This window comes from Parviterribacter kavangonensis (assembly GCF_056863335.1).
This window is the reverse complement of sequence record NZ_JBXPJA010000001.1, coordinates 2,907,960-2,927,412: the sequence shown is the minus strand read 5'-3', so window position 1 is coordinate 2,927,412 and position 19,453 is coordinate 2,907,960. Positions and strand designations below refer to the sequence as shown.

Annotated in this window: 19 protein-coding genes; 11 read left to right on the top strand and 8 right to left on the bottom strand. The window is 71.7% G+C overall.

Features of this window, described 5'->3' with window-relative positions; translation table 11 throughout:
- Positions 1-25 precede the first annotated feature (25 nt).
- Positions 26-481 carry a hypothetical protein gene (locus tag AC1UE4_RS14765; protein WP_482917993.1) on the bottom strand — a complete coding sequence of 152 codons (456 nt, stop codon included), beginning with the start codon at positions 479-481 and terminating at the stop codon, positions 26-28.
- A 15-nt stretch (positions 482-496) separates the two neighbouring features.
- A complete protein-coding gene (locus AC1UE4_RS14760) occupies positions 497-1,057 on the bottom strand; it encodes a zinc metalloprotease (RefSeq protein ID WP_482917992.1) in 561 nt (186 codons plus the stop codon).
- A gap of 391 nt (positions 1,058-1,448) precedes the next feature.
- Between AC1UE4_RS14760 and AC1UE4_RS14755 the strand changes: the two genes are divergently transcribed.
- From AC1UE4_RS14755 to AC1UE4_RS14745, 3 genes are all read left to right on the top strand, one after another.
- Positions 1,449-5,366 carry a prealbumin-like fold domain-containing protein gene (locus tag AC1UE4_RS14755; protein ID WP_482917991.1) on the top strand — a complete coding sequence of 1,306 codons (3,918 nt, stop codon included), beginning with the start codon at positions 1,449-1,451 and terminating at the stop codon, positions 5,364-5,366.
- Between the two features lie 133 nt (positions 5,367-5,499).
- Positions 5,500-6,243 (top strand): L,D-transpeptidase, encoded by a 744-nt coding sequence (locus AC1UE4_RS14750; protein WP_482917990.1) that lies wholly within the window; start codon positions 5,500-5,502, stop codon positions 6,241-6,243.
- Between the two features lie 21 nt (positions 6,244-6,264).
- Positions 6,265-7,107 (top strand): adenylate/guanylate cyclase domain-containing protein, encoded by an 843-nt coding sequence (locus tag AC1UE4_RS14745; protein ID WP_482917989.1) that lies wholly within the window; start codon positions 6,265-6,267, stop codon positions 7,105-7,107.
- A gap of 1 nt (position 7,108) precedes the next feature.
- Here AC1UE4_RS14745 and AC1UE4_RS14740 read toward each other — a convergent pair whose 3' ends face one another.
- Positions 7,109-8,383, bottom strand: coding sequence for a nucleotide sugar dehydrogenase (locus AC1UE4_RS14740; protein WP_482917988.1), 1,275 nt, complete (start codon positions 8,381-8,383; stop codon positions 7,109-7,111).
- 9 nt (positions 8,384-8,392) lie between these two features.
- A complete protein-coding gene (locus AC1UE4_RS14735; protein WP_482917987.1) occupies positions 8,393-9,223 on the bottom strand; it encodes a WecB/TagA/CpsF family glycosyltransferase in 831 nt (276 codons plus the stop codon).
- Between the two features lie 126 nt (positions 9,224-9,349).
- On the opposite strand from AC1UE4_RS14735, the gene rfbG reads away from it, so the two are divergent.
- Positions 9,350-10,438, top strand: coding sequence for a CDP-glucose 4,6-dehydratase (gene rfbG, locus AC1UE4_RS14730; protein ID WP_482917986.1), 1,089 nt, complete (start codon positions 9,350-9,352; stop codon positions 10,436-10,438).
- Positions 10,439-10,645: 207 nt separating this feature from the next.
- Positions 10,646-12,037: a sugar transferase gene (locus AC1UE4_RS14725; protein WP_482917985.1), complete on the top strand. Its 1,392-nt coding sequence runs from the start codon at positions 10,646-10,648 to the stop codon at positions 12,035-12,037.
- Between the two features lie 9 nt (positions 12,038-12,046).
- On the opposite strand, the gene AC1UE4_RS14720 is transcribed toward AC1UE4_RS14725, so the two are convergent.
- Positions 12,047-12,991 carry a UDP-glucuronic acid decarboxylase family protein gene (locus tag AC1UE4_RS14720; RefSeq protein WP_482917984.1) on the bottom strand — a complete coding sequence of 315 codons (945 nt, stop codon included), beginning with the start codon at positions 12,989-12,991 and terminating at the stop codon, positions 12,047-12,049.
- A gap of 119 nt (positions 12,992-13,110) precedes the next feature.
- On the opposite strand from AC1UE4_RS14720, the gene AC1UE4_RS14715 reads away from it, so the two are divergent.
- Genes AC1UE4_RS14715 through AC1UE4_RS14705 form a run of 3 tightly spaced genes read left to right on the top strand, consistent with a single transcriptional unit; the run spans position 13,111 to position 15,343 of the window.
- On the top strand, positions 13,111-13,677 hold the full coding sequence (locus AC1UE4_RS14715; protein ID WP_482917983.1) for an OsmC family protein: 567 nt from the start codon (positions 13,111-13,113) through the stop codon (positions 13,675-13,677).
- A gap of 4 nt (positions 13,678-13,681) precedes the next feature.
- Positions 13,682-14,869, top strand: coding sequence for an acyl-CoA dehydrogenase family protein (locus AC1UE4_RS14710; protein ID WP_482917982.1), 1,188 nt, complete (start codon positions 13,682-13,684; stop codon positions 14,867-14,869).
- Between the two features lie 9 nt (positions 14,870-14,878).
- The gene (locus tag AC1UE4_RS14705; RefSeq protein ID WP_482917981.1) at positions 14,879-15,343 is read left to right on the top strand and encodes a flavin reductase family protein; all 465 of its coding nucleotides are present in this window, start codon (positions 14,879-14,881) and stop codon (positions 15,341-15,343) included.
- Positions 15,344-15,346: 3 nt separating this feature from the next.
- Here the strand turns inward: AC1UE4_RS14705 and AC1UE4_RS14700 are convergent, their stop codons facing one another.
- The gene (locus tag AC1UE4_RS14700; protein WP_482917980.1) at positions 15,347-16,282 is read right to left on the bottom strand and encodes a type I phosphomannose isomerase catalytic subunit; all 936 of its coding nucleotides are present in this window, start codon (positions 16,280-16,282) and stop codon (positions 15,347-15,349) included.
- A gap of 47 nt (positions 16,283-16,329) precedes the next feature.
- On the opposite strand from AC1UE4_RS14700, the gene AC1UE4_RS14695 reads away from it, so the two are divergent.
- Positions 16,330-17,028: an acyltransferase gene (locus AC1UE4_RS14695; protein ID WP_482917979.1), complete on the top strand. Its 699-nt coding sequence runs from the start codon at positions 16,330-16,332 to the stop codon at positions 17,026-17,028.
- Positions 17,025-17,459, top strand: a complete 435-nt coding sequence (locus tag AC1UE4_RS14690; RefSeq protein ID WP_482917978.1) for a group III truncated hemoglobin — start codon at positions 17,025-17,027, stop codon at positions 17,457-17,459. Before AC1UE4_RS14695 ends, AC1UE4_RS14690 begins: the two co-directional genes overlap by 4 nt.
- Here the strand turns inward: AC1UE4_RS14690 and AC1UE4_RS14685 are convergent.
- Positions 17,443-18,540 (bottom strand): DegT/DnrJ/EryC1/StrS family aminotransferase, encoded by a 1,098-nt coding sequence (locus AC1UE4_RS14685; RefSeq protein ID WP_482917977.1) that lies wholly within the window; start codon positions 18,538-18,540, stop codon positions 17,443-17,445. The two genes, AC1UE4_RS14690 and AC1UE4_RS14685, sit on opposite strands and share 17 nt — an antisense overlap.
- Positions 18,541-18,566: 26 nt before the next feature.
- On the opposite strand from AC1UE4_RS14685, the gene AC1UE4_RS14680 reads away from it, so the two are divergent.
- On the top strand, positions 18,567-19,148 hold the full coding sequence (locus AC1UE4_RS14680; protein ID WP_482917976.1) for a D-sedoheptulose-7-phosphate isomerase: 582 nt from the start codon (positions 18,567-18,569) through the stop codon (positions 19,146-19,148).
- On the opposite strand, the gene AC1UE4_RS14675 is transcribed toward AC1UE4_RS14680, so the two are convergent.
- Positions 19,149-19,388 (bottom strand): hypothetical protein, encoded by a 240-nt coding sequence (locus tag AC1UE4_RS14675; RefSeq protein WP_482917975.1) that lies wholly within the window; start codon positions 19,386-19,388, stop codon positions 19,149-19,151.
- Between the last annotated feature and the right edge of the window lie 65 nt (positions 19,389-19,453).

Here is a 19,453-nt window from a genome sequence, read left to right as displayed (position 1 = left end):
GTCTCCGGGCTGTGATCCGGAAGGCTCAGGCGCCCTGCGGCGCCGGGGCCTTCCGGCACGGCCCGACGATGCCGGCGTAGCGCGCGGCCATCACGCCATGGTGCGTGTGGTGCCGGCCGAGGAGGTGGCCGGCCTCGTGCACGACGATCGTGCAGAAGCGCCGCCACGTCCACGAGCGCAGCGAGTTGAGCTCGATCAGGCAGTCGATGTTCTTCGAGGCCGGCTGGCCGGGGAACGCGGACCACGACGAGCGGCCCTCCATGTCGGGGCCGAGCGGGGTCCAAGCGAAGCTGACGTCGCCGCTGCACGGCTGGCGCTTCCAGAACTTCGCGGCCACCTTCAGCGCGGCCTGCGCGGCGACGTGGTTCTCGCCGGCGATGCGCACGGCGGCCGGCGAGCTGCTCGCGAGGACGAGCGGCGGCAGCGTGACGAGCGTGACGAGGAGGACGAGCAGTCCGGTGCGGGTGGTGCGTCCGTGCATGGTCGGTCCGTCCTCCTAGCGGCGGGTCGTGATCGAGACGCGGGCCGTGCCGAGCGACACGGTCGTGGTGCGCTTGCGCTGCGCGGCCTTGCGCTTGGCGGGCATGAACGGCGCCATGGCCTTCACGCACGCGGACGGTGCGCCGGCGTAGTGCGCGTCCATGACGGGCTGCTCGGCGGCGTCGTCGTGGTCGAATCCGTTGAGATGGCCGACCTCGTGGACCGTCGCGGCGCAGAGCTCGCGGGCGGTGAAGTCGCCGCGCTCGTTGAAGCTGATCGAGCAGTCCAGGTAGCTGCTCGCGTCGTCCGGGTCGAACGCCAGCCACTCGGCCTGCGCGACGACGTCGTCGGCCATCGGGACCCAGCGCAGCGCGATCGCGCCCCCGCACGGCGTGCGGTTCCAGAACGTGAAGGCGGTGCGCAGCGCGGTCTGCATCGCGGCGCCCGTCGTCGGGAACTTCGCCATGGCGCTGGTGCGGGCCGCGGCGCTCGCCGACGACGGCTGCACGGTGGCGGTGAACGCGATCGCGCACAGGGCAGCGACCAGCGCGCACAGCGACGCTGAGTTCGGACGCATGTGGAACCCGGAGAAGGACGGAAGGAACCCGATCCGGTCGCCCCCTGACCCCCCATGTGGGGGATCCCGACCGGAAGATGGGGCCTATCTTCCCCGGCCGCCGCAGGATGTAATCGCGACATTGCGGTACGAATTTCATCCTGCCTTCTGGCGCCGTGGCAGTCGATTCCTCGACGTTCCGCGTAGAAGAAGGTACGAATTTCGCACCTTCGGTCGAACAGGCGTCCAGACAGGGGGAATTTTTCTCCAGCTGGCGGCGTGCTGGGTGTAGAAGAACCCCAGCACTAAGACACCCGTCCAAGATCCGCCCGCTTCTCTCGAGCACCCGGAGACCGCTCGAGAACCCCCCGGAGCCGCGGAACCGCTCACCGCACAACCCGGAGCTACTCGCATGACGCATGATGTGTCGTCGCTGCCGCGCCGAACGGCGCTGGCAGCTCTCCTCGCGATCCTCGCCTTCTTCGCGTTCGCGTTCGCACGCGCGGAGAGCGCCCTCGCAGTCGACTGCGCGCCCGGCCCGCAGCTCATCGCGCCGCTCGCCGGCTCGGGCTTCCAGGCCCTCGACGGCGATCAGTGCAACAGCCCCGCCCCGGCGGTCGACCCGACGTCGACGGACTGGGAGGGCCTCGTCGCCGCCGGCGCGTTCCTGCCCGGTGGTGGCGGCGGCGCGAACGTCGACGATCCCGCGACCGAGGGCGAGTTCCTCGGCGGCGGCCCGCAGAAGGAGAACAACCCGAACAACTGGAACATCGGGCCCGGCGACCCCGCCTCCGACAAGTCGAACATCTTCGCGAACTGGGGTGCCACCAAGACGACGGGCGACTTCTTCCTGTACCTCGCCTACCACCGTCAGTCGCCGAACAACCCCGCGTCGAGCTCCGCGAACTTCGACTTCGAGCTCAACCAGAACTCCGCCTCGATCCCGCAGAGCAACGACGACGTCTGGTTCACGAACCTGCACGGCATCCGGCTGCTCAAGCGCCGCGTCGGTGACCGCCTGATCGTGTTCGACCAGACCGGCAGCACGCCGGCGGACATCACGATCTGCACGTGGATCAACCCGACGAACAGCCCGACGCCGTGGATAGACGGCGACTGGAGCTGCCCCGGCACCCCGCAGAGCGCCACCGGTCTCGCGCAGGGCATCGTCAACGACGGCTTCCCGATCACGAACTTCCTGCCGGGCGAGAAGGGAGCGGCGTACGACACCGACACGACGACGGCCGGAACGCAGAACACGATGCTCTCGCGCACGTTCGGCGAGGCGGTGGTGAACCTGCAGGCCGCGCTCGGCCTCGACCAGAACAACCCGTGCGCGACGTTCGGCTCGCTGTCGATGCGCTCGCGCCAGTCGCCGTCGGTGTCCGCCGACCTCGCAGACTGGCTCGCGCCGATCCCGCTGATCGTCTCGAACTGCGGCAAGGTCGTCATCAAGAAGGAGACGACCCCGGCGAACACCGGTGACTCCTTCCCGTTCGACGGCAACGGCTTCAACGCACCGGTCGTCACCTCGACCCCGAACCTGGCCGACGAGAACGCTCCGTTCACGATCCAGTCCGGCGGCCAGCAGGTGTTCGAGAACGTCCAGCCGAACGCCGGCGGCGCCGCGATCACGATGACGGAGACGTCACCGGGCCCGGGCTACGTGTTCGACGGGCTGTCCTGCACGTCGAGCCTCGCGGCGAAGAACCCCGACGGCAGCGAGGGCGCCGATCCGGACTCCGTCCCCGCGGCGGCGGGCTCGGCCACGGCGAACATCCACGTCTCCAAGGGCGAGACCGTCACCTGCACGTACAAGAACACCAAGCAGGCGACGATCTCGTTCGAGAAGAACCAGATCGGCGGCCCGCACTCCGATCCGGCGAACCCGGACTCGGGCACCGAGCCCTTCTCGTTCTCGACCACCGGCTTCGGCCCGGCGGGTCCGTTCAACGTGACCGAGTCCGACTCGATCGCGTCGCAGACCTACGCGGTCACGCCGGCTGCCGGGGGGACGAACTACACGATCGCCGAGAACCAGAAGGCCGGCTGGCAGCTGACCGACCTCGACTGCTTCACGAGCACGGCGAAGACGACGCCGTTCCCGGCGGCCGCGCTGTCCGGGGCACCGGGTGCGTTCCCGGCGGCGAACGAGGGCGGCGTGACCGTCAACCTCAAGCCGGGTGAGACCGTCCACTGCGTGTTCGAGGACACGCAGGAGGCGAAGGTCTCGTTCGAGAAGGTCCAGCTCGGCGGGCCCCACAGCGATCCGGCCGACCCCGACTCCGGCACCGAGGACTTCTCGTTCACGACGAGCGGCCTCGGCGCTCCGGGCGCGTTCGACGTCAAGGAGTCCGACCCGGTCTCGACCACGACGTACACCGTCGTCCCGGCCGCCGGCGGCACGAGCGTGTCGATCACCGAGGGCCAGAAGGCGGCTTGGACGCTGACCGGCCTGGACTGCTTCACGTCGGTGGGCGGCAACACGCCGTTCCCGGCCGGGCAGACCTCGGGCAAGCCGGCACTGCCGGCCACGAATGAGGGTGGCGTGACGCTGAACGTCCAGCCGGGCGACACGGCGCACTGCGTCTTCACCGACACGCGCGAGTCGACGATCTCGTTCGAGAAGGTGCAGGTTGGCGGGCCGCACGCCAACCCGGCCAACCCGGACTCCGGGACCGAGCCGTTCTCGTTCTCGACGACCGGCCTCGGCGCCCCGGGTCCGTTCGACGTGAAGGAATCCGACCCGCTCGCGAGCACGACGTACACCGTGGTCCCGGATGCGGCCGGCACGAACGTGTCGATCACGGAGAACCAGAAGGCGGGCTGGCAGCTCACCGGGCTGACGTGCTACACGCCGGCGCTGGCTCCGTTCCCGACGACCGGCGCCCCGGCGCTGCCCGCGAAGGACGAGGGTGGCGTCTCGATGTCGATCAAGCCCGGCGACGACGTGCACTGCATGTTCACGGACACCAAGGAAGCGACGATCGTCGTCGAGAAGCAGACCGACCCCGACGAGACGAACGGCGCGACCTTCGGGTTCACGACCGACGCTCCGGGTGCGGGCACGTTCTCGCTGCAGGACGACGGCCAGGAGTCGCGGCAGGTCCTGCCCGGCACCTACAAGGCGACCGAGGACACGAAGACCGGCTACCGGCTCGAGGGCATCGCCTGCGACGCCGGCGGCACTGGTGACAAGCCGACCCGTACGGCGACGTTCACGCCGGGCGCGGGCGACGTCATCAAGTGCGTCTTCACCAACACGAAGATCGCCGCCAAGACGATCGTCGTGAAGGCGGGCAACGAGTTCGCCTACCACGGCGACTCGGTGACCTACACGTTCAAGGTCACGAACACCGGCAACTCGCCGCTGACGGACGTCGTCGTCAGCGACGACCGGTGTGCGCCGGTCACCGGCCCCGACAAGGGCGCGGACGCGACGCCGGCCACGCTCGACCCGAACGAGACGTGGACGTACTCGTGCACCACGACGATCTCCGCGACGCACTCGAGCGGCGAGGAGAACCCGATCCACAACACCGTCACGGTGACGGCGAAGGACGAGCAGGGCCAGCCGGTCGGTCCGGCGACGGACGACCACCTGACCCTGATCCTGCACCCGGCGATCGCGATCGACAAGACCGGCCCCGCCACGGCGACCGCCGGCTCGCTGATCACGTACACGCTGACGGTCACGAACCCCGGCGACGTCCCGTTCGACGAGGGTCGCGTCGAGGTCACCGACCCGCTCTGCCAGGCGCCGCCGCAGGTGCAGCAGAAGTTCGCCGGTGCCGGGAACGACGCGGACGGCTCGCCCGCCGTGTTCAACCCGGGTGACCGCTGGGTCTACACCTGCTCGGTGCAGACGCAGGCCGGTCAGACGCTCGTCGACAACGACGCGTTCGTGAAGGGCACGGACGGCAACGGCCGCATCGTCGGCGCGCAGGACAACGCGAAGACGACGCTGCAGCAGCCGGTGCAGATCGTCGAGCCGCTGCGCAACCCCGTGAGGGGCACGGCGAAGCTGCTGGCGCCGAGCGGGTGCCGTCAGCAGTCGTTCACGGTGCGCGTCACCGGCCGGCAGATCAAGACCGTGACGTTCACGATCGACGGCAAGCGGGTCAAGACGGTGCGGGCCGCCAAGTCCGCCCAGCTGGTCAAGTCGAAGACCTACAAGCTGGTCGTCGACCCGTCGAAGATGCGCTCGGGCAGCGTGCACCGGCTGAAGGTCCGGATCACGTACGTCGCCGCGGCGCAGACGAAGGCCAAGACGCTGACGTCGACGTTCCAGCGGTGCCGCCGCGCGCAGCTGCCGCGGTTCACCGGCTGATCATCCCCGGATGGTGCGGGGACGGGCGCCTTCGGGCGCCCGTCCCCTTCCGGTCTCCGACGACCCCGACCACTGCGACCCTCTTCGGAGGGTCGCCCTCATCAGACACCACCCACCTGCCGATGAGACCACTGTGAAGCGCCTTCTTGCCACCTTGCTGCTCTGCGCCGTCGCGCTTGCGTGCGTCGTCGCGACCGCGTCGGCGGAGGCTCTGCGCCCGGTCGGCCCGGCCGGGCGGCTGGGCAACGAGCGGCTCTCGAACGAGACCTCGATCACCCGCCTGGCGCACCCCAACCGCCGGGCGGTCATCCGCGCACTGCCGAGCGGCTCGTCGAAGGCGCGCGGCCGGCTGCGGTACTTCACCGAGGACGGCCTCGCCGAGATCTACCTCGTCCTGCGCAGCCGGGTCGACCGGCTCAACCGCGTGTGGCTGCAGATCCGCATCCCGGGGCGGCCGAACGGCCGGACCGGTTGGGTCCAGCGCCGCGACCTCGGGCAGCTGCAGGTCGTGCGCACGAGCCTGCGCGTCAACCGCCGCACGCTCACCGCGACGCTCTACCGCCGCGGCAAGAAGGTGTGGCAGTCGCGCATCGGCGTCGGCGCGCCGGGCACGCCCACGCCGGCCGGCCGGTTCTGGATCCGCGAGCGGCTGAAGAACCTCGGCGGCAACGGGATCTACGGCCCGTGGGCGTTCGGGACCGCGGCGTACTCGGTGCTGAGCGACTGGCCCGGCGGCGGCGTCGTCGGGATCCACGGCACGAACCAGCCGCAGCTCATCCCCGGCCGCCCGTCGCACGGCTGCATCCGCGTGCCGAACGCGAAGATCCGGCAGCTCGCCCGGCTCATGCCGGTCGGCACGCCGGTGCGCATCCTCTGATCCGGGCGTAGAGTCCGGCCCGTGGCCGACTCCGGCGACCGCGGTTCGACGTTCTGGCAGCGCTACGCGATGCGTCAGCTCGTCAAGGAGGCGCGCAAGCGCCCCGGTGAGCCGCTGTCCGAGGACGACTGGGCCGCCTACTTCACGATGGACCAGCATCCGGCCGCGCAGCGGTTCAAGCGTGTGCTCCTCTCGCTGCCAAGCTCGCCGCGGTGCGGGATCTGCGGCGCGCCGTTCTCGGGGGTCGGCGGCCGGCTCGTGCGGCCGCTCGGCTACCGGCCGTCGCGGAAGAACCCGAACGTCTGCGACGTCTGCGTCGAGCTCGCGCCGCCCGGCGGCATGACGACGGATGCGGGCGTGCTGTTCGCCGACCTGCGGGGGTTCACGGCGCTGAGCCGCCGGGCGGCTCCGCGCGAGGTCAGCGCGCTCCTGCGCCGCTTCTACCAGGTCGCGGAGGACGTCCTGTTCCCCGAGGCGATCATCGACAAGCTGATCGGCGACGAGGTGATGGCGCTCTACCTGCCGTTCATGGAACCGGGCGCCGATCGGCCCCGGATCGCGCGGGTGATGCTCGACCACGCGCGGCAGCTGCTCGCGGAGGTCGGCTCGTTCGCGGACGTCGGGATCGGGCTCGACATCGGCGAGGCGTTCGTCGGGAACATCGGCGACGGCAGCGTCCGCGACTTCACCGCGGTCGGCGATGTCGTCAACACCGCCTCGCGTCTGCAGGGCCACGCGGCGGCCGGCGAGGTCGTCGTGTCGTCGCGGGTCGTCGAGGCGCTCGGCCACGAACCCGGCGAGACGGTCGAGCTGACGCTGAAGGGCTTCGACGAGCCCGTCGGCGCCTGCCGCGTCCGCGCGTAGCTTAGGCCGTCTCTTCGGCCGCCGCGCCCGCCAGCGCCGTCGCCTCGGCGGCGTACGCGAACACCTGCGCGACGCCGAAGCAGTTCCACGGGTCGACGATGAGCGCCTCCTCGCCGGCGAGGCGCTGCAGGTCGTGCAAGCGCTCGGGGCCGCAGAAGGCGGAGTGGTTCGTGGCGACGACGACCGCGTCGGCGCCGGTGATCGCCTCGTCGAACGACTGCGTCGGCGTCGCGACGATCGGGTCGTGGACGGCGACGTCGGCGAGCTCGCGCTCGAGCAGGCGGATGAGCTTGTGCGAGAGCGAGTCGCGCTCGTCGTCGGTGTCGGCCTTGAACGCGAGGCCGAGGACCGCGATCTTGCGGCCGGCGAGCGAGCCGAGGCGCCGCTTCATGCCCTCGACGAGGAACAGCGGGACGCTCTCGTTGACGCGGCTGACGGCGAGCAGCATGCCCGGCGCGTACGAGCGCTCCTCGCTGAACGTGAAGTCCTTGCGCAGGCAGGTGCCGGCGGTGAAGCCCGGCATCTTGATCCCGCCGCGGGGGTAGTTCTCGTTGATGAGGTCGATGACCTCGAAGACGTTCGCGTCGTACTGCTCGCAGTCCATCATCAGCAGGTTCGGCAGCGAGAACGTCGCGTAGCGCAGGATGTTGGTCCAGATCTTCGCGAGCTCGGCCTGCACCGGCGTCGTCTGCACGACGGGCGCCTCGTAGACCTCGAAGAGCTCGGCGACGACCTCGCCGGAGCGCTCGCCGACGCCGCCGACGATCTGCGGCAGCGCGTCGATCTCCTCGAAGAAGCGGCCGGCGGCGATGCGCTCGGGCGCGTGGGCGACGAACAGCTCCGTCCCGATCTCGAAGCCGCGCTTCTTGTGCAGGTAGCCCGCGACGAAGTCGGTCGTGTTCGGCGCGATGGTGGAGCGCAGGATCACCGAGTGGCCGGGCTCGAGCACCGGCAGCAGGTCATCCAGCGCGGAGCGGATGTCGCGCATGTCGATCTCGATGTGCGAGAACGACGGCGTCCCGAGCGTGATGACGATGTGCCGCGCGCGGGCGGCGTCGGCGACGCGATCGGTGACCTCCAGGCGGCCCGACGCGTGCACGCGATCAAGGACCTCCTGGCCGCCGTTCTCCTGGAACGGCATGCGGCCCTCGCGGACCGCGTCGAGGCGGTCGGCGTCGGTGTCGACGCCGACGACGCTCAGGCCGCGATCGGCGAACGACAGCGCCAGGGGCAGTCCGACCCTGCCGAGTCCGATGACGGAGACGTCGCGGTCCACGGGCCGAGGCTAGCGACCGCGCTGCGTGGTCAGCCGCTGCCGCAGGAACCCGGCGACGAAGCGCGGGTTGTAGCGGGCGTAGCGACGCCACAGGCGGCGGGGCTCCTGCGCGAGGCGGAAGACCCACTCGAGACCGACGTGCTGCATCCACGTGGGGGCCTGCGGGACCAGGCCGGCGTGGAAGTCGAACGCGGCGCCGACCCCGATGAGCATCGGCGCGTCGAGCTGGTCGCGGAAGTCGCGCATCCAGATCTCCTGCTTGGGCTGGCCGATGCCGACCCACACGACGTCCGCCTTGGAGCGGTTGATGTCCTCGACGACCCAGTCGCGCTCCTCGGCGCTGAGCGGGCGGAACGGGGGCGAGTAGCCGCCGACGATCTGCAGGCCGGGGAAGCGGCGGCGGAGCCTGAGGGCGAGCTCCACCAGGGCGCCCTGGTTGCGGCCGCCGTAGAGGTACATGCGCGTGCCGGTCTTCGCCGAGCGCTCGCAGTACTTCGCCATGAGGTCGGGGCCGTACACGCGGCTGGCCCGGTGGCCGAGCGAGCGCAGCGCCCAGACGAGCGGCTGACCGTCGGGGACGACGAGCGTGCAGTCGCGGACGGCGTCCCGGGTGGGCTCGTCCTCCTGCGCGACCATCACGAGGTGCACCGCGGCGGCGCTGAGGTAGCCCTTGCGGCGCTCGGCGACCATCGCGTCGATCCAGTCCATCGTCCGCTCGTAGTCCGTCAGCGCGAGCTGGACGCCCAGGACGTCGGCCGTCGACGGGCGCGTCGCCGCCTCGCTGCGAGGCGGGGCCTCGGTGGGGGCGACGCGGGTGAACTCTGCGGTCTGAGGGTTCATGGATCGGGGGGAAGAGCTCCCGACTATGCACAACGGTCCGGCGCCGGGAAAGTCGCGTCCTACCACGACGAAGTTCGGTCCCGCGCGAACGGCTGAGCGCGAGAAGGCCTCGTAGCATAGCCGCACATGGCCGCCTCTCCTGTGTCCGACGGCGCGTTCTGGGGCGGCCGGAACGTCCTGGTGACGGGACACACCGGTTTCAAGGGGGCGTGGCTGAGCCTCTGGCTGACCTCGCTGGGAGCGTCCGTGACGGGGCTCTCCGACGGCGTCCCCACGCAACCGGCGTTGCACGACCTCGCCCGTGTGGGAGACGACGTCGCGGGCGTGGAGGCCGACGTCCGCGACCTCGAGGCGGTCGTCGATGCGGTGGGGAGCGGTCGGTTCGACGTCGTGTTCCACCTCGCCGCGCAGCCGCTCGTGCGGCCTTCGTACGAGGATCCGGCGGGCACCTTCGCGGTCAACGTGCTCGGGACGGCGCACGTGCTGGAGGCGGTCCGGCGGGCGGATGGCGCGTCGGCGGTCGTCGTTGTGACGTCCGACAAGTGCTACGAGCCGTCCGCTGAGGAGGCGGGGCACCGCGAGACCGATCCGCTGGGCGGCCACGATCCGTACTCGGCGTCGAAGGCGGGCGCGGAGCTCGTCGCCGCCTCGTACCGGTCGTCGTTCGGGCTGCCGGTCGCGACGGCGCGGGCGGGCAACGTCATCGGCGGCGGGGACTGGGGCGCTGCACGTCTCGTGCCTGACACCGTGCGTGCACTCGCGCGGGGTGAGGCCGTGGCGCTGCGGAACCCGGACGCCGTGCGCCCCTGGCAGCACGTGCTCAACCCGCTCGCCGGCTACCTCCAGCTGGCCGAGGCGGTCGCGCGCGGGGACGAGGGCGCCGCGGACGCGTGGAACTTCGGGCCGACGGTGGAGGAGGCGCTGCCGGTGCGCGCGATCGCCGCACGGCTCGCGGAGCTGTGGGGCGAGGAGGCGACCGTCGTCGCCCAGGAGGGCGCCCACCCCGCGGAGAACCCGACGCTGCGCCTCGACTCCACGAAGGCGCGCCTGCGGCTGGGTTGGCGCCCGGCGTGGAACCTCGACGAGGGCCTGCAGGCGATCGTCGAGTGGCACCGCGCGTACGAGCGCGGCGCCGACGTCCGCGACACGACGCTCGCCCAGATCGCGGCCTACGAGGCCGCCGCCGCGCGCATCACCGGGGTCAGACCCCTCTGATGCGCATGCTTGGGGTCTGACCCCATTCATGCACGCACGGTGCCTGACCCCGTTGTTGTGGGTTGGTGCGCCGATTCGTGGTAGTTCGACGTTCGCTCCGGGAAGTTCGAGTACGTGCCTTTGGCTGTGCGTCCACGCGAGGACGGCGCTCTCCGGGTGGAGCGGCGACGACGACCGCGTCTGCGATCGGCGGCACCGGCGCCTTCGATGGCGCTTGCGGCGGGGATCACGGAGGGAGCCTCTCCGCAGCAGGTCCGCGAGCGAGACGACCTGCTGCGCCGGCTGCTCGTGCTCGGCGACTTCGCCTCCGCGCTGCTCGCCCTGCTCGTCTCGGTCAACCTCGCCGGCGACGACGCGCTGCGCTTGCCGGCGATCGCGATCGGGGTCCTCGTCATCGCGGCGACCCAGCTCATGCGCCTCGACGACCGCGACGAGCTCGTGCTCGCCAAGACCACGCTTCGCGAGGTCCCGTCGCTGTTCCACGTGGCGACGCTGTGCGCCCTCGTCACCTACCTCGGCCAGGGCATCTTCGTCGAAGGCACCCTGGGGCCGCGCCAGGGCCTTGTGCTGTGGGCGCTCTTCCTGCTGTCGAGCATCGTCCTCCGCGCCGCTCTGCGCCACGCCGCGGTCGCGACGACGCCGCCCGAGCGCTGCCTGGTCATCGGCGACGACCGCGACGTCGACCGCGTGCGTGAGAAGCTCTGCCGCAGCCCCGGCCTGAAGGCGGAGATCGTCGCCGCGGTCACGCCGGCCGAGCTGCCGGAGCCGCCCATCTGCGGCGCCGTCGTCGCGGGCCTCGTGCGCGAGCGCAACGCCCACCGCGTCATCGTCGCGTCGGCCGCAGCCGACTCGGATCAGCTGCTGTCGATCATCCGCGACGCGAAGGCGATCGGGCTGAAGGTGAGCGTCAAGCCGCGGCTGCTCGAGGTGGTCGGCTCGACGGTCGAGTTCGAGGACGTCGACGGCGACGTGTTCCTCGCCGTGCCGCGGTTCGGGCTCGCGCGCCGCGACCGGCGGCTGAAGCGGGCGATGGACGTCGCCGGCGCGGTGACGGGCCTCCTCCTGCTCTCCCCGGTGCTCGCCGTCTTCGCGATCGCGATCAAGGTCGGCAGCCGCGGCCCGGTCTTCTTCCGCCAGGAGCGCATCGGCCGCGACGGCAAGCGGTTCCGGATCTGGAAGTTCCGCACGATGGTCGCCGACGCGGAGCAGCGCAAGGAGGCGCTGCGCGAGCGGGCGGGCCGGGACGGGCTCTTCAAGCTCGCCGACGATCCGCGCATCACCCGCGTCGGGGCGCTGCTGCGCAAGACCTCGCTCGACGAGCTGCCGCAGCTCATCAACGTCCTCACCGGCGACATGGCGATGGTCGGGCCGCGGCCGCTCGTCGCCGACGAGGACGAGCAGATCGCCGGCTGGCACCGCCGCCGCCTGCATCTGACGCCGGGGATGACGGGACCGTGGCAGGTCATGGCGGCCGGGCGGCTGCCGCTGGACGAGATGGTCGCGCTCGACTACCGGTACATCGTCGACTGGTCGCCGTGGCGCGACGTCCAGATCGTGCTGCGGACGCTGAGCTTCGTGCTGCGCCGCCGCGGGATGTGACGCCGGCGCCTACGAGGCGCCGACGAGCTGCTCGATCCCCGCTTCGTCGATCGTGCGGCGCAGGCCTTCGCGCAGCTCGACCTTCGGCTCCCAGCCCAGGATCTCCTTGGCCCGCGTGATGTCGGGCTGGCGGACCTGGGGGTCGTCGGTCGGCAGCGCCTCGTAGACGATCTCCGACTTCGACTCGGTCAGCTCGATCACCGTCTCGGCGAGCTCGAGCAGCGTGAACTCGTTCGGGTTGCCGATGTTCACCGGATCGTGCTCGCCCGACTCGGCGAGCCGGATCATCCCGTCGATGAGGTCGGCGACGAAGCAGAACGACCGCGTCTGGCTGCCGTCGCCGAACACCGTGATGTTCTGGTCGCTCAGCGCCTGGCGGAGGAACGTCGGGATCGCGCGGCCGTCGTGCGAGCGCATCCGCGGGCCGTACGTGTTGAAGATCCGCATGATGGCCGTGTCCACGCCCTGAGCGCGGTGGTAGGCCATCGTCAGGGCCTCGGCGTAGCGCTTGGCCTCGTCGTAGACGCCGCGCGGGCCGATCGGGTTGACATTGCCCCAGTACGTCTCCTTCTGCGGGTGCACGAGCGGGTCGCCGTAGACCTCGCTCGTCGACGCGATGAGGAACCGGGCGCGGTGCCTCTTCGCGAGCCCGAGCGTGTGGTGCGTCCCGTGCGAGCCGACCTTCAGCGTGAAGAGCGGGATCCGGAGGTAGTCGATCGGCGAGGCCGGCGATGCCAGGTGGTAGACGAAGTCGACCTGCTCCTCGACGAAGTACGGCTCGGTGATGTCGAGGTTCAGCATCGTGAACTCGGGCTGCCGGATGTGCTCGATGTTGTTGAGCGAACCCGTCTCGAGGTTGTCGACGCAGATGACGCGGTGCCCGCGCTCGAGCAGGGCGTCGCAGAGGTGAGACCCGAGGAAGCCGGCGCCGCCGGTGACGAGGGACGTGGGCATGGCGGCGAAGGCTAGCTGCTTTCGGGGCGTTTACCGGACGGCTACCGAGCGGGAACCGGGGCGCGGTGGGCTACGCGGCGTCCCCACCACCCCCCGCTCCGAAGGAGGAGCCACCCGCCATGACAACCCAGGTCACCGACCGCATCCGCAACGGCGTCGACAGCGCCGTCATGTACGGCACGCTGGACGCCATCAAGGCCGAGCCGTCGCTCGGCGCGTTCGTCTTCCGCGCCACCAACGAGTGGATCGACGGCGCGCACAACCAGACGACGATCAAGAGCCTGTACGGCGCCGGCCAGGAGCAGCAGCGCGACGAGGCGTTCGTCGTGGACGCCGGCGAGCCGGCCGTCCTGCTCGGCGTCGACACCGGCCCCAACCCGGCCGAGCTGCTGCTCAGCGCGCTGGCCGCCTGCCTGACGACCTCGATCGTCTACGTCGCCACGGCGCGCAAGATCAAGCTGACGCACGTCTCCTCGACGGTCGAGGGCACCATGGACGTCCAGGGCGCCCTCGGCCTCTCCGACGAGGTCCGCAACGGCTTCAAGGAGATCCGCGTCGTGTTCGACGTGCAGGGCGACGCCTCCGACGAGAAGCTCGCCGAGATCGTCGCGCGCGGCAAGGCCCGCTCGGCCGTCTACGACAGCGTCAACGCCGGCGTGCCCGTCAGCGTCTCGCGGAAGGGCTGAGACGATGCGCGAGCTCACCGCCCGCACCGTGCCGGGCGCCCGCCTCGTGCGGCTGGCCGAGCAGCTCGCGGCCGAGCTCGCGAGCCGAGCGCCGGAGCACGACCGCGAGGCGACGTTCCCGCACGGGAGCATCGAAGCGCTGAAGCGCGCCGGCTACTTCGCTGCGCCGATCCCCATCGAGCATGGCGGGATGGGGGTCACCTCGGTGCACGACGTCGTGGTCGCCTCGAGCCGTCTGGCTCGGGGCGACGCGTCGGTCGCGATCGGCGTGAACATGCACATGGCCGTCGTGCTGAACATCGTCAAGCGCTGGTGGCGCGCGGTCGACGCCAACGACGAGCGGCGGGCGAAGAAGCTGGGCGAGTCGCTGTCGGCGATCGCCCGCAACGGCGTGATCATGGCGACGGCCGTCAGCGAGTTCGGCCAGGACCTCACGCGGCCCCAGACGGTCGCCGTGCGGACCCGGTCCGGCTGGCGGATCGACGGCCGCAAGGCGTTCTGCACGATGTCGCCGGCCGCCACGGTCCTGCAGACCGCGGTGACGTACGTCGACGACGACGGCGAGGAGCGCTACGGCTACGCCGAGGTGCCCGCCGACACCGAGGGCGTCGAGATCCAGGGCGACTGGGATGCGCTCGGGATGCGCGCGTCCGGCAGCCACTCCGTGACGTTCACCGGCGTCGAGGTGCCGCGTGCCGCGCTGCGCGGCGGGTTCCCCAGCGGCGACGCGCACGGCTACATCGACCGCAACCTCAACGCCGGCCTGTTCCACGCCGCGGCGTCGCTCGGCATCGCCGAGAGCGCGGCGGCGTCCGCCACCGCCGGCGTGGCGATGCGCGGCGGCGATCCCGACGCGCGGACGCGGATGCTCGCCGCCGAGACGGCGATCGAGCTCGGCGCGTGCCGGGCTGTCTTGTCGCGCGCCGCCGTGCTGGTGGACGAGAGCGCCGAGGCGACCATGGAGGCGTTCGCCGAGGTGCAGGCCGCCAAGGCGTTCATCAACGAGGCCGCCGCGCGGATCGTCGACCGCTGCCTCGCGCAGTCGGGCGGCGCCGGGTACTTCAGCCGCCACCCGTTGGCGCGGGCGTACCGCGACGTGCGGGCGGGGAGCTTCATGCACCCGCTGGGCGCGAACCGCGCGTACGAGCTGCTCGGCGACGTGGCGCTCGGCCGGCCGGCGGCGCTGCACTAGAGGGCTGTGATGGCTGCGCTGCCAACACCGAGCCCCGATGAGGGTGCGCTGCGCGCGGCGCTCGGCCGCTTCGCGACCGGCGTGGCGTTCGTCACCGCCGACGTCGACGGGTCGCAGGATGGCTTGGTCGTCAGCTCGTTCACGTCGGTGTCGCTCGACCCCCCGCTCGTCGGGTTCTGCGTCGGGCGGTCGTCGCTGACGTGGCGGCGGATGCGGCAGGCCGGCGGCCTGGCGATCCACGTGCTCGCGGCCGGCCACGGCGAGTTCGCCCGCCGTGCCGCGGTTCCGGGCGCGGACCGGTTCGCCGAGCCGCACGTCCTCGACGAGGCCATCGCGCGCTTCACGTGCACGCTGACCGGCGAGCACGCCGCCGGAGACCACTGGATCGTCGTCTGCGTCGTGGAGGACGTGGAGGTCCGTGAAGGTGAGCCGCTGGTCTACTGGCGGAGCGGCTTCGGCCGGTTCGCGGCGTGACGGTCAGGGCAGCGTGGCGATGGCCACGCTGCCCGCACCGTCGACGGTGCGCGGCGCGTTCGCGGGCCAGAGGACCGTGCGGCCGGCCGCGTACGGGCCGACCTCGCCCTCGATGACGGTGATGACGGCCGACTGGTCGTCCTCGAGCAGCTTCGCCCGGCCGTCGATGCGGCGGCGCGTGAGCTTGAAGTGCTCCCAGTCGGTGATGAGGTCGCCGTTGCGGACGAGCTGGGGTTCGAGGTCCTCGAAGTCGATGCACTGCAGCGAGGCGTCGACGTGCAGCTCGCGTGGCTTGCCGTCGAGCCCTAGCCGTCCGAAGTCGTGGACGCGGTAGGTCGTGTCGGAGCGCTGCTGGACCTCGAGCAGCACGCAGCCCGCGCCGATCGCGTGGATGCGGCCGGAGGGGACAGCGAGCGCGTCGCCCTTCGTGACGGGGAGGCGGTGGAGGAGGCCGGAGACGTCCTTGCCGCTTCGGAGCTGCTCTTCGAAGTTCTCGCGGTCGATGCCTTCGCGGAGGCCGGCGAAGAGGTGCGCGCCCGGGTCGGCGTCGGTGATGAGCCAGGCCTCGCTCTTCGGCTCGCCGTTCAGCTCCGCCGCGACGTGCACGGGCGGGTGGACCTGCAGCGACAGCGTCTCGCGGGCGTCGAGCAGCTTGACGAGCAGCGGGAAGCGGTCGTCGTCGGTGGCGACCGCGGCAGCGCCGAAGACCTCCTCGCGGTGCTCGGTCCACAGCTCGTTGAGCGTCGTGCCGGTCAGCGGGCCGTCGTCCACGACGCTCTGGTCGTCCTCGCGGTCGACGAGCTCCCAGCTCTCGCCGATCGCCGCGTCCGGCGGCAGCGCCTTGCCGTAGAGCTGCTCGAGCCGGCGGCCGCCCCAGATGCGTTCCTTGAGGATCGGCGCGAACGCGATCGGCCGATCCAGGCCCGGTCGGGAGGGCATCGCGGCAGAGTAGTCACGGAGATCCGATGAGTACGCTCGGCCCTGTGTTGCAGCCTTCCGATCTCGCCCCCGGGCTTCATCTCGGCGTCGGGGTCTCGCTCGGCGACGACGTGACGATCGGGGCGCACGTGACCATCCACGACGGCACGGTCGTCGGGGACGGGTGCGTCATCGAGGACGGCGTGGTGCTCGGGAAGGTGCCGAAGCTCGCGCGGTCGTCGGCGGCGGCGGGCCGTGCGGTCGAGCCGCTGATCATCGGCGCGCGGACGACGGTGTGCGCCGGCGCGATCGTCTTCGCCGGCGCGCGCATCGGCGACGAAGCGATCCTCGGCGACCAGTCCTACGTGCGCGAGCGCGCGGTCGTCGGCGACGGCACGCTCATCGGCCGCGGGTCGGCGATCGACAACGACGTGACGATCGGCGCGCGGGTGAGGATCCAGACGAACGTGTACGTCACCGCGTTCTCCGTCGTCGAGGACGACGTCTTCGTCGGGCCGTGCGCGATGACGACGAACGACGACACGATGGCGCGCAGCGAGGTCGAGCTGCGCGGGGCGATCCTGCGGCGCGGCTGCCGCGTCGGCGGCGGCGCGGTGCTGACGCCCGGCGTGGAGGTCGGCGAGGACGCGTTCGTCGCCGCGGGCGCCGTCGTGACGAACGACGTCCGGCCGCGCGCCGTCGTGATGGGCATCCCCGCCCGCCGCATCCGCGACGTCCCCGACGCCGACTTGCTGCCGCCGCGGTGAGAGAGACGATGGGGGCGGCCGAGACGGGCGGGGCTCCGCGCGAGTGGCGCGACATCTCGACGCTCGAGGACTGCGAGGCGCTGACGCGGGCGTTCTACTCGCGGGCGCTCGACGACGACGAGATCGGGTTCATCTTCACCGACGTCGCGAAGCTCGATCTCGAGAAGCACGTGCCGGTGGTCGCGTCGTTCTGGGCGACGCTGCTGCTCGACGCCAAGACGTACGACCGCGGCGCCTTCCACCCGCACGCCGCGCTGAACGAGCGCGTCGCGCTGCAGCCGCAGCACTTCGAGCGCTGGCTCGCCCTCTGGTACCGCACGGTCGACGAGCTGTTCGCCGGCCCGCGCGCGGAGCTCGCGAAGGCGTCCGCGTACCGCCTGGCGAACGCGTTCCGCGGCCGCCTCGCCGCCCGCGCTACGACGGCTGGCTGACGGCGAGCGCTCGGCCGACCCCATGGGTCACCTCGGCCGCCTGCGCGGCCGTGAGGACGGGGCTCATGGGGATCGCCAGGTGCGTCCGCGCGAGCTCGTCCGTGGCCGGGAGGTCGGCGTCCGCTCCCCACGGGGCCATCGCCTGCTGGCGGTGGACCGGGGTGCGGTAGTAGCCGCGGTTCTGGATGCCGGCGTCGTGGAGGGCCGCGCCGATCTCGTCGGCGCGGTCGCTGCGCACGACGTAGAGGTGCCACGCGGGCTCGGCGCCGGGGGTGGGCCGCGGCAGGGCGACGTGGTCGCCGAGGCCGGCCTCCTCGTACGCGCGTCCGGCGGCGCGTCGCCCGTCGGCCCAGCCGTCGACGTGCGGCAGGAGCACGCGCAGGATCGCCGCCTGCATCGTGTCGAGGCGGCTGTTGACGCCGATGTGCTCGTACGTGACCTTGTCGCGCGAGCCGTGGAAGGCGAGGGTCCGGACGCGGTCGGCGATCGCGTCGTCGTCGGTCGTCACCGCGCCGCCGTCGCCGAAGCAGCCGAGGTTCTTCGACGGGTAGAAGCTCCACGTCGCGACGGTCCCCAGCGCGCCGGGGCGGCCGGCGTCGCCGCGCGCGCCCGCGGCCTGCGCGGCGTCCTCGAGGACCGGCACGCCGAGCGCGGCGATCTCCGCGATCGGGGCGACGTTGCCGAAGAGGTGGACGGCGACGACCGCCTTCGTGCGCGGGGTCAGCGCCGCGCGGACCGTGTCGGCCGTGACGCACATCGTGTCCGGGTCGACGTCGCAGAACACGGGCGTCGCGCCGGTCGGCGGGATCGCCTCGGCGCTCGCGTAGAACGTGAACGACGGGACGACGACCTCGTCGCCGGGCCCGACGCCGAGCGCGCGCAGGGCGAGCGTGATCGCGTCGGTCCCGTTCGCGACGCCGACGGCGTGCTTCGCGCCGCACCACGCCGCGAACTCCGTCTCGAACGCGGCGACGTCCGGGCCGAGGATGAACTGCTGCGCGTCGACGACGCGCGCGATCGCCTCGTCGAGCTCGGGACGCAGCGGCTCGAGCGGCGTGCGGGTGTCGAACAGGCCGATCATCGGCGATCGAGACTAGTGTCGTGGCCGTGGCAGACACGCACGGGCTCGTTCGGCGGCGCTTCGAGGAGAGCGTCGCGGTCAAGCAGCAGCTCCTCGACGACGCGTACGTCCGGTTCACCGGCGAGTTCGCGACGCTGCTGATCGCGACGTACCAGGCGGGCGGCAGGCTGCTCCTGTGCGGCAACGGCGGCAGCGCCGCGGACGCGATGCACCTCGCGTCCGAGCTCGTCGGCCGCTACCTCTTCGACCGCCCGCCGCTGTCGGCGATCAGCCTCGCCGACACGCAGTCCGCGGTCACGTGCATCGCGAACGACTACGACTTCGACGAGGTCTTCGCCCGCGGCGTGCGGGCGCATGGCCGTGCCGGCGACGTCCTGCTCGCCATCTCGACGAGCGGCACGTCGCCGAACGTGATCGCGGCGGTCGAGGCGGCGCGCGACCTCGACATGCGCGTCGTCGGCTTCACCGGCGCGAAGGGCGAGCAGCTCGACGAGCTCAGCGACCTCTGTCTGCGCGTGCCCTCCGAGGAGACGCCGCGGATCCAGGAGGCCTACATGCTCGTCGGCCACACGGTCTGCGAGCTGGTCGAGGCCGCGCTGTACAGCTAGCTAGGCGGCCTCGTGCTGCTCGGTGGCCTCGTGCTGCGGAGCGGGAGCGGCGTCGGCGCGGGCGAAGCGCTGCGACGGCGGGCGGGCGGTGACAGGCTGGGGCGGCTTGCCGGCCTTCAGGACAGGGCCGCGGCGCTGACCGGCGCCGCGGAGGATGTACGCGTCCCGGGAGACGCTGTACCGGAAGAGCGGCGCCAGCAGGACGACGACCCACCGGGGGACGTAGTGGCGTGGACGCATGCCATGACTCTCCCTCATGGTGCGCTGGAGCGCAAGCCAAGTTGACAATGACTGGGGTCCCACCC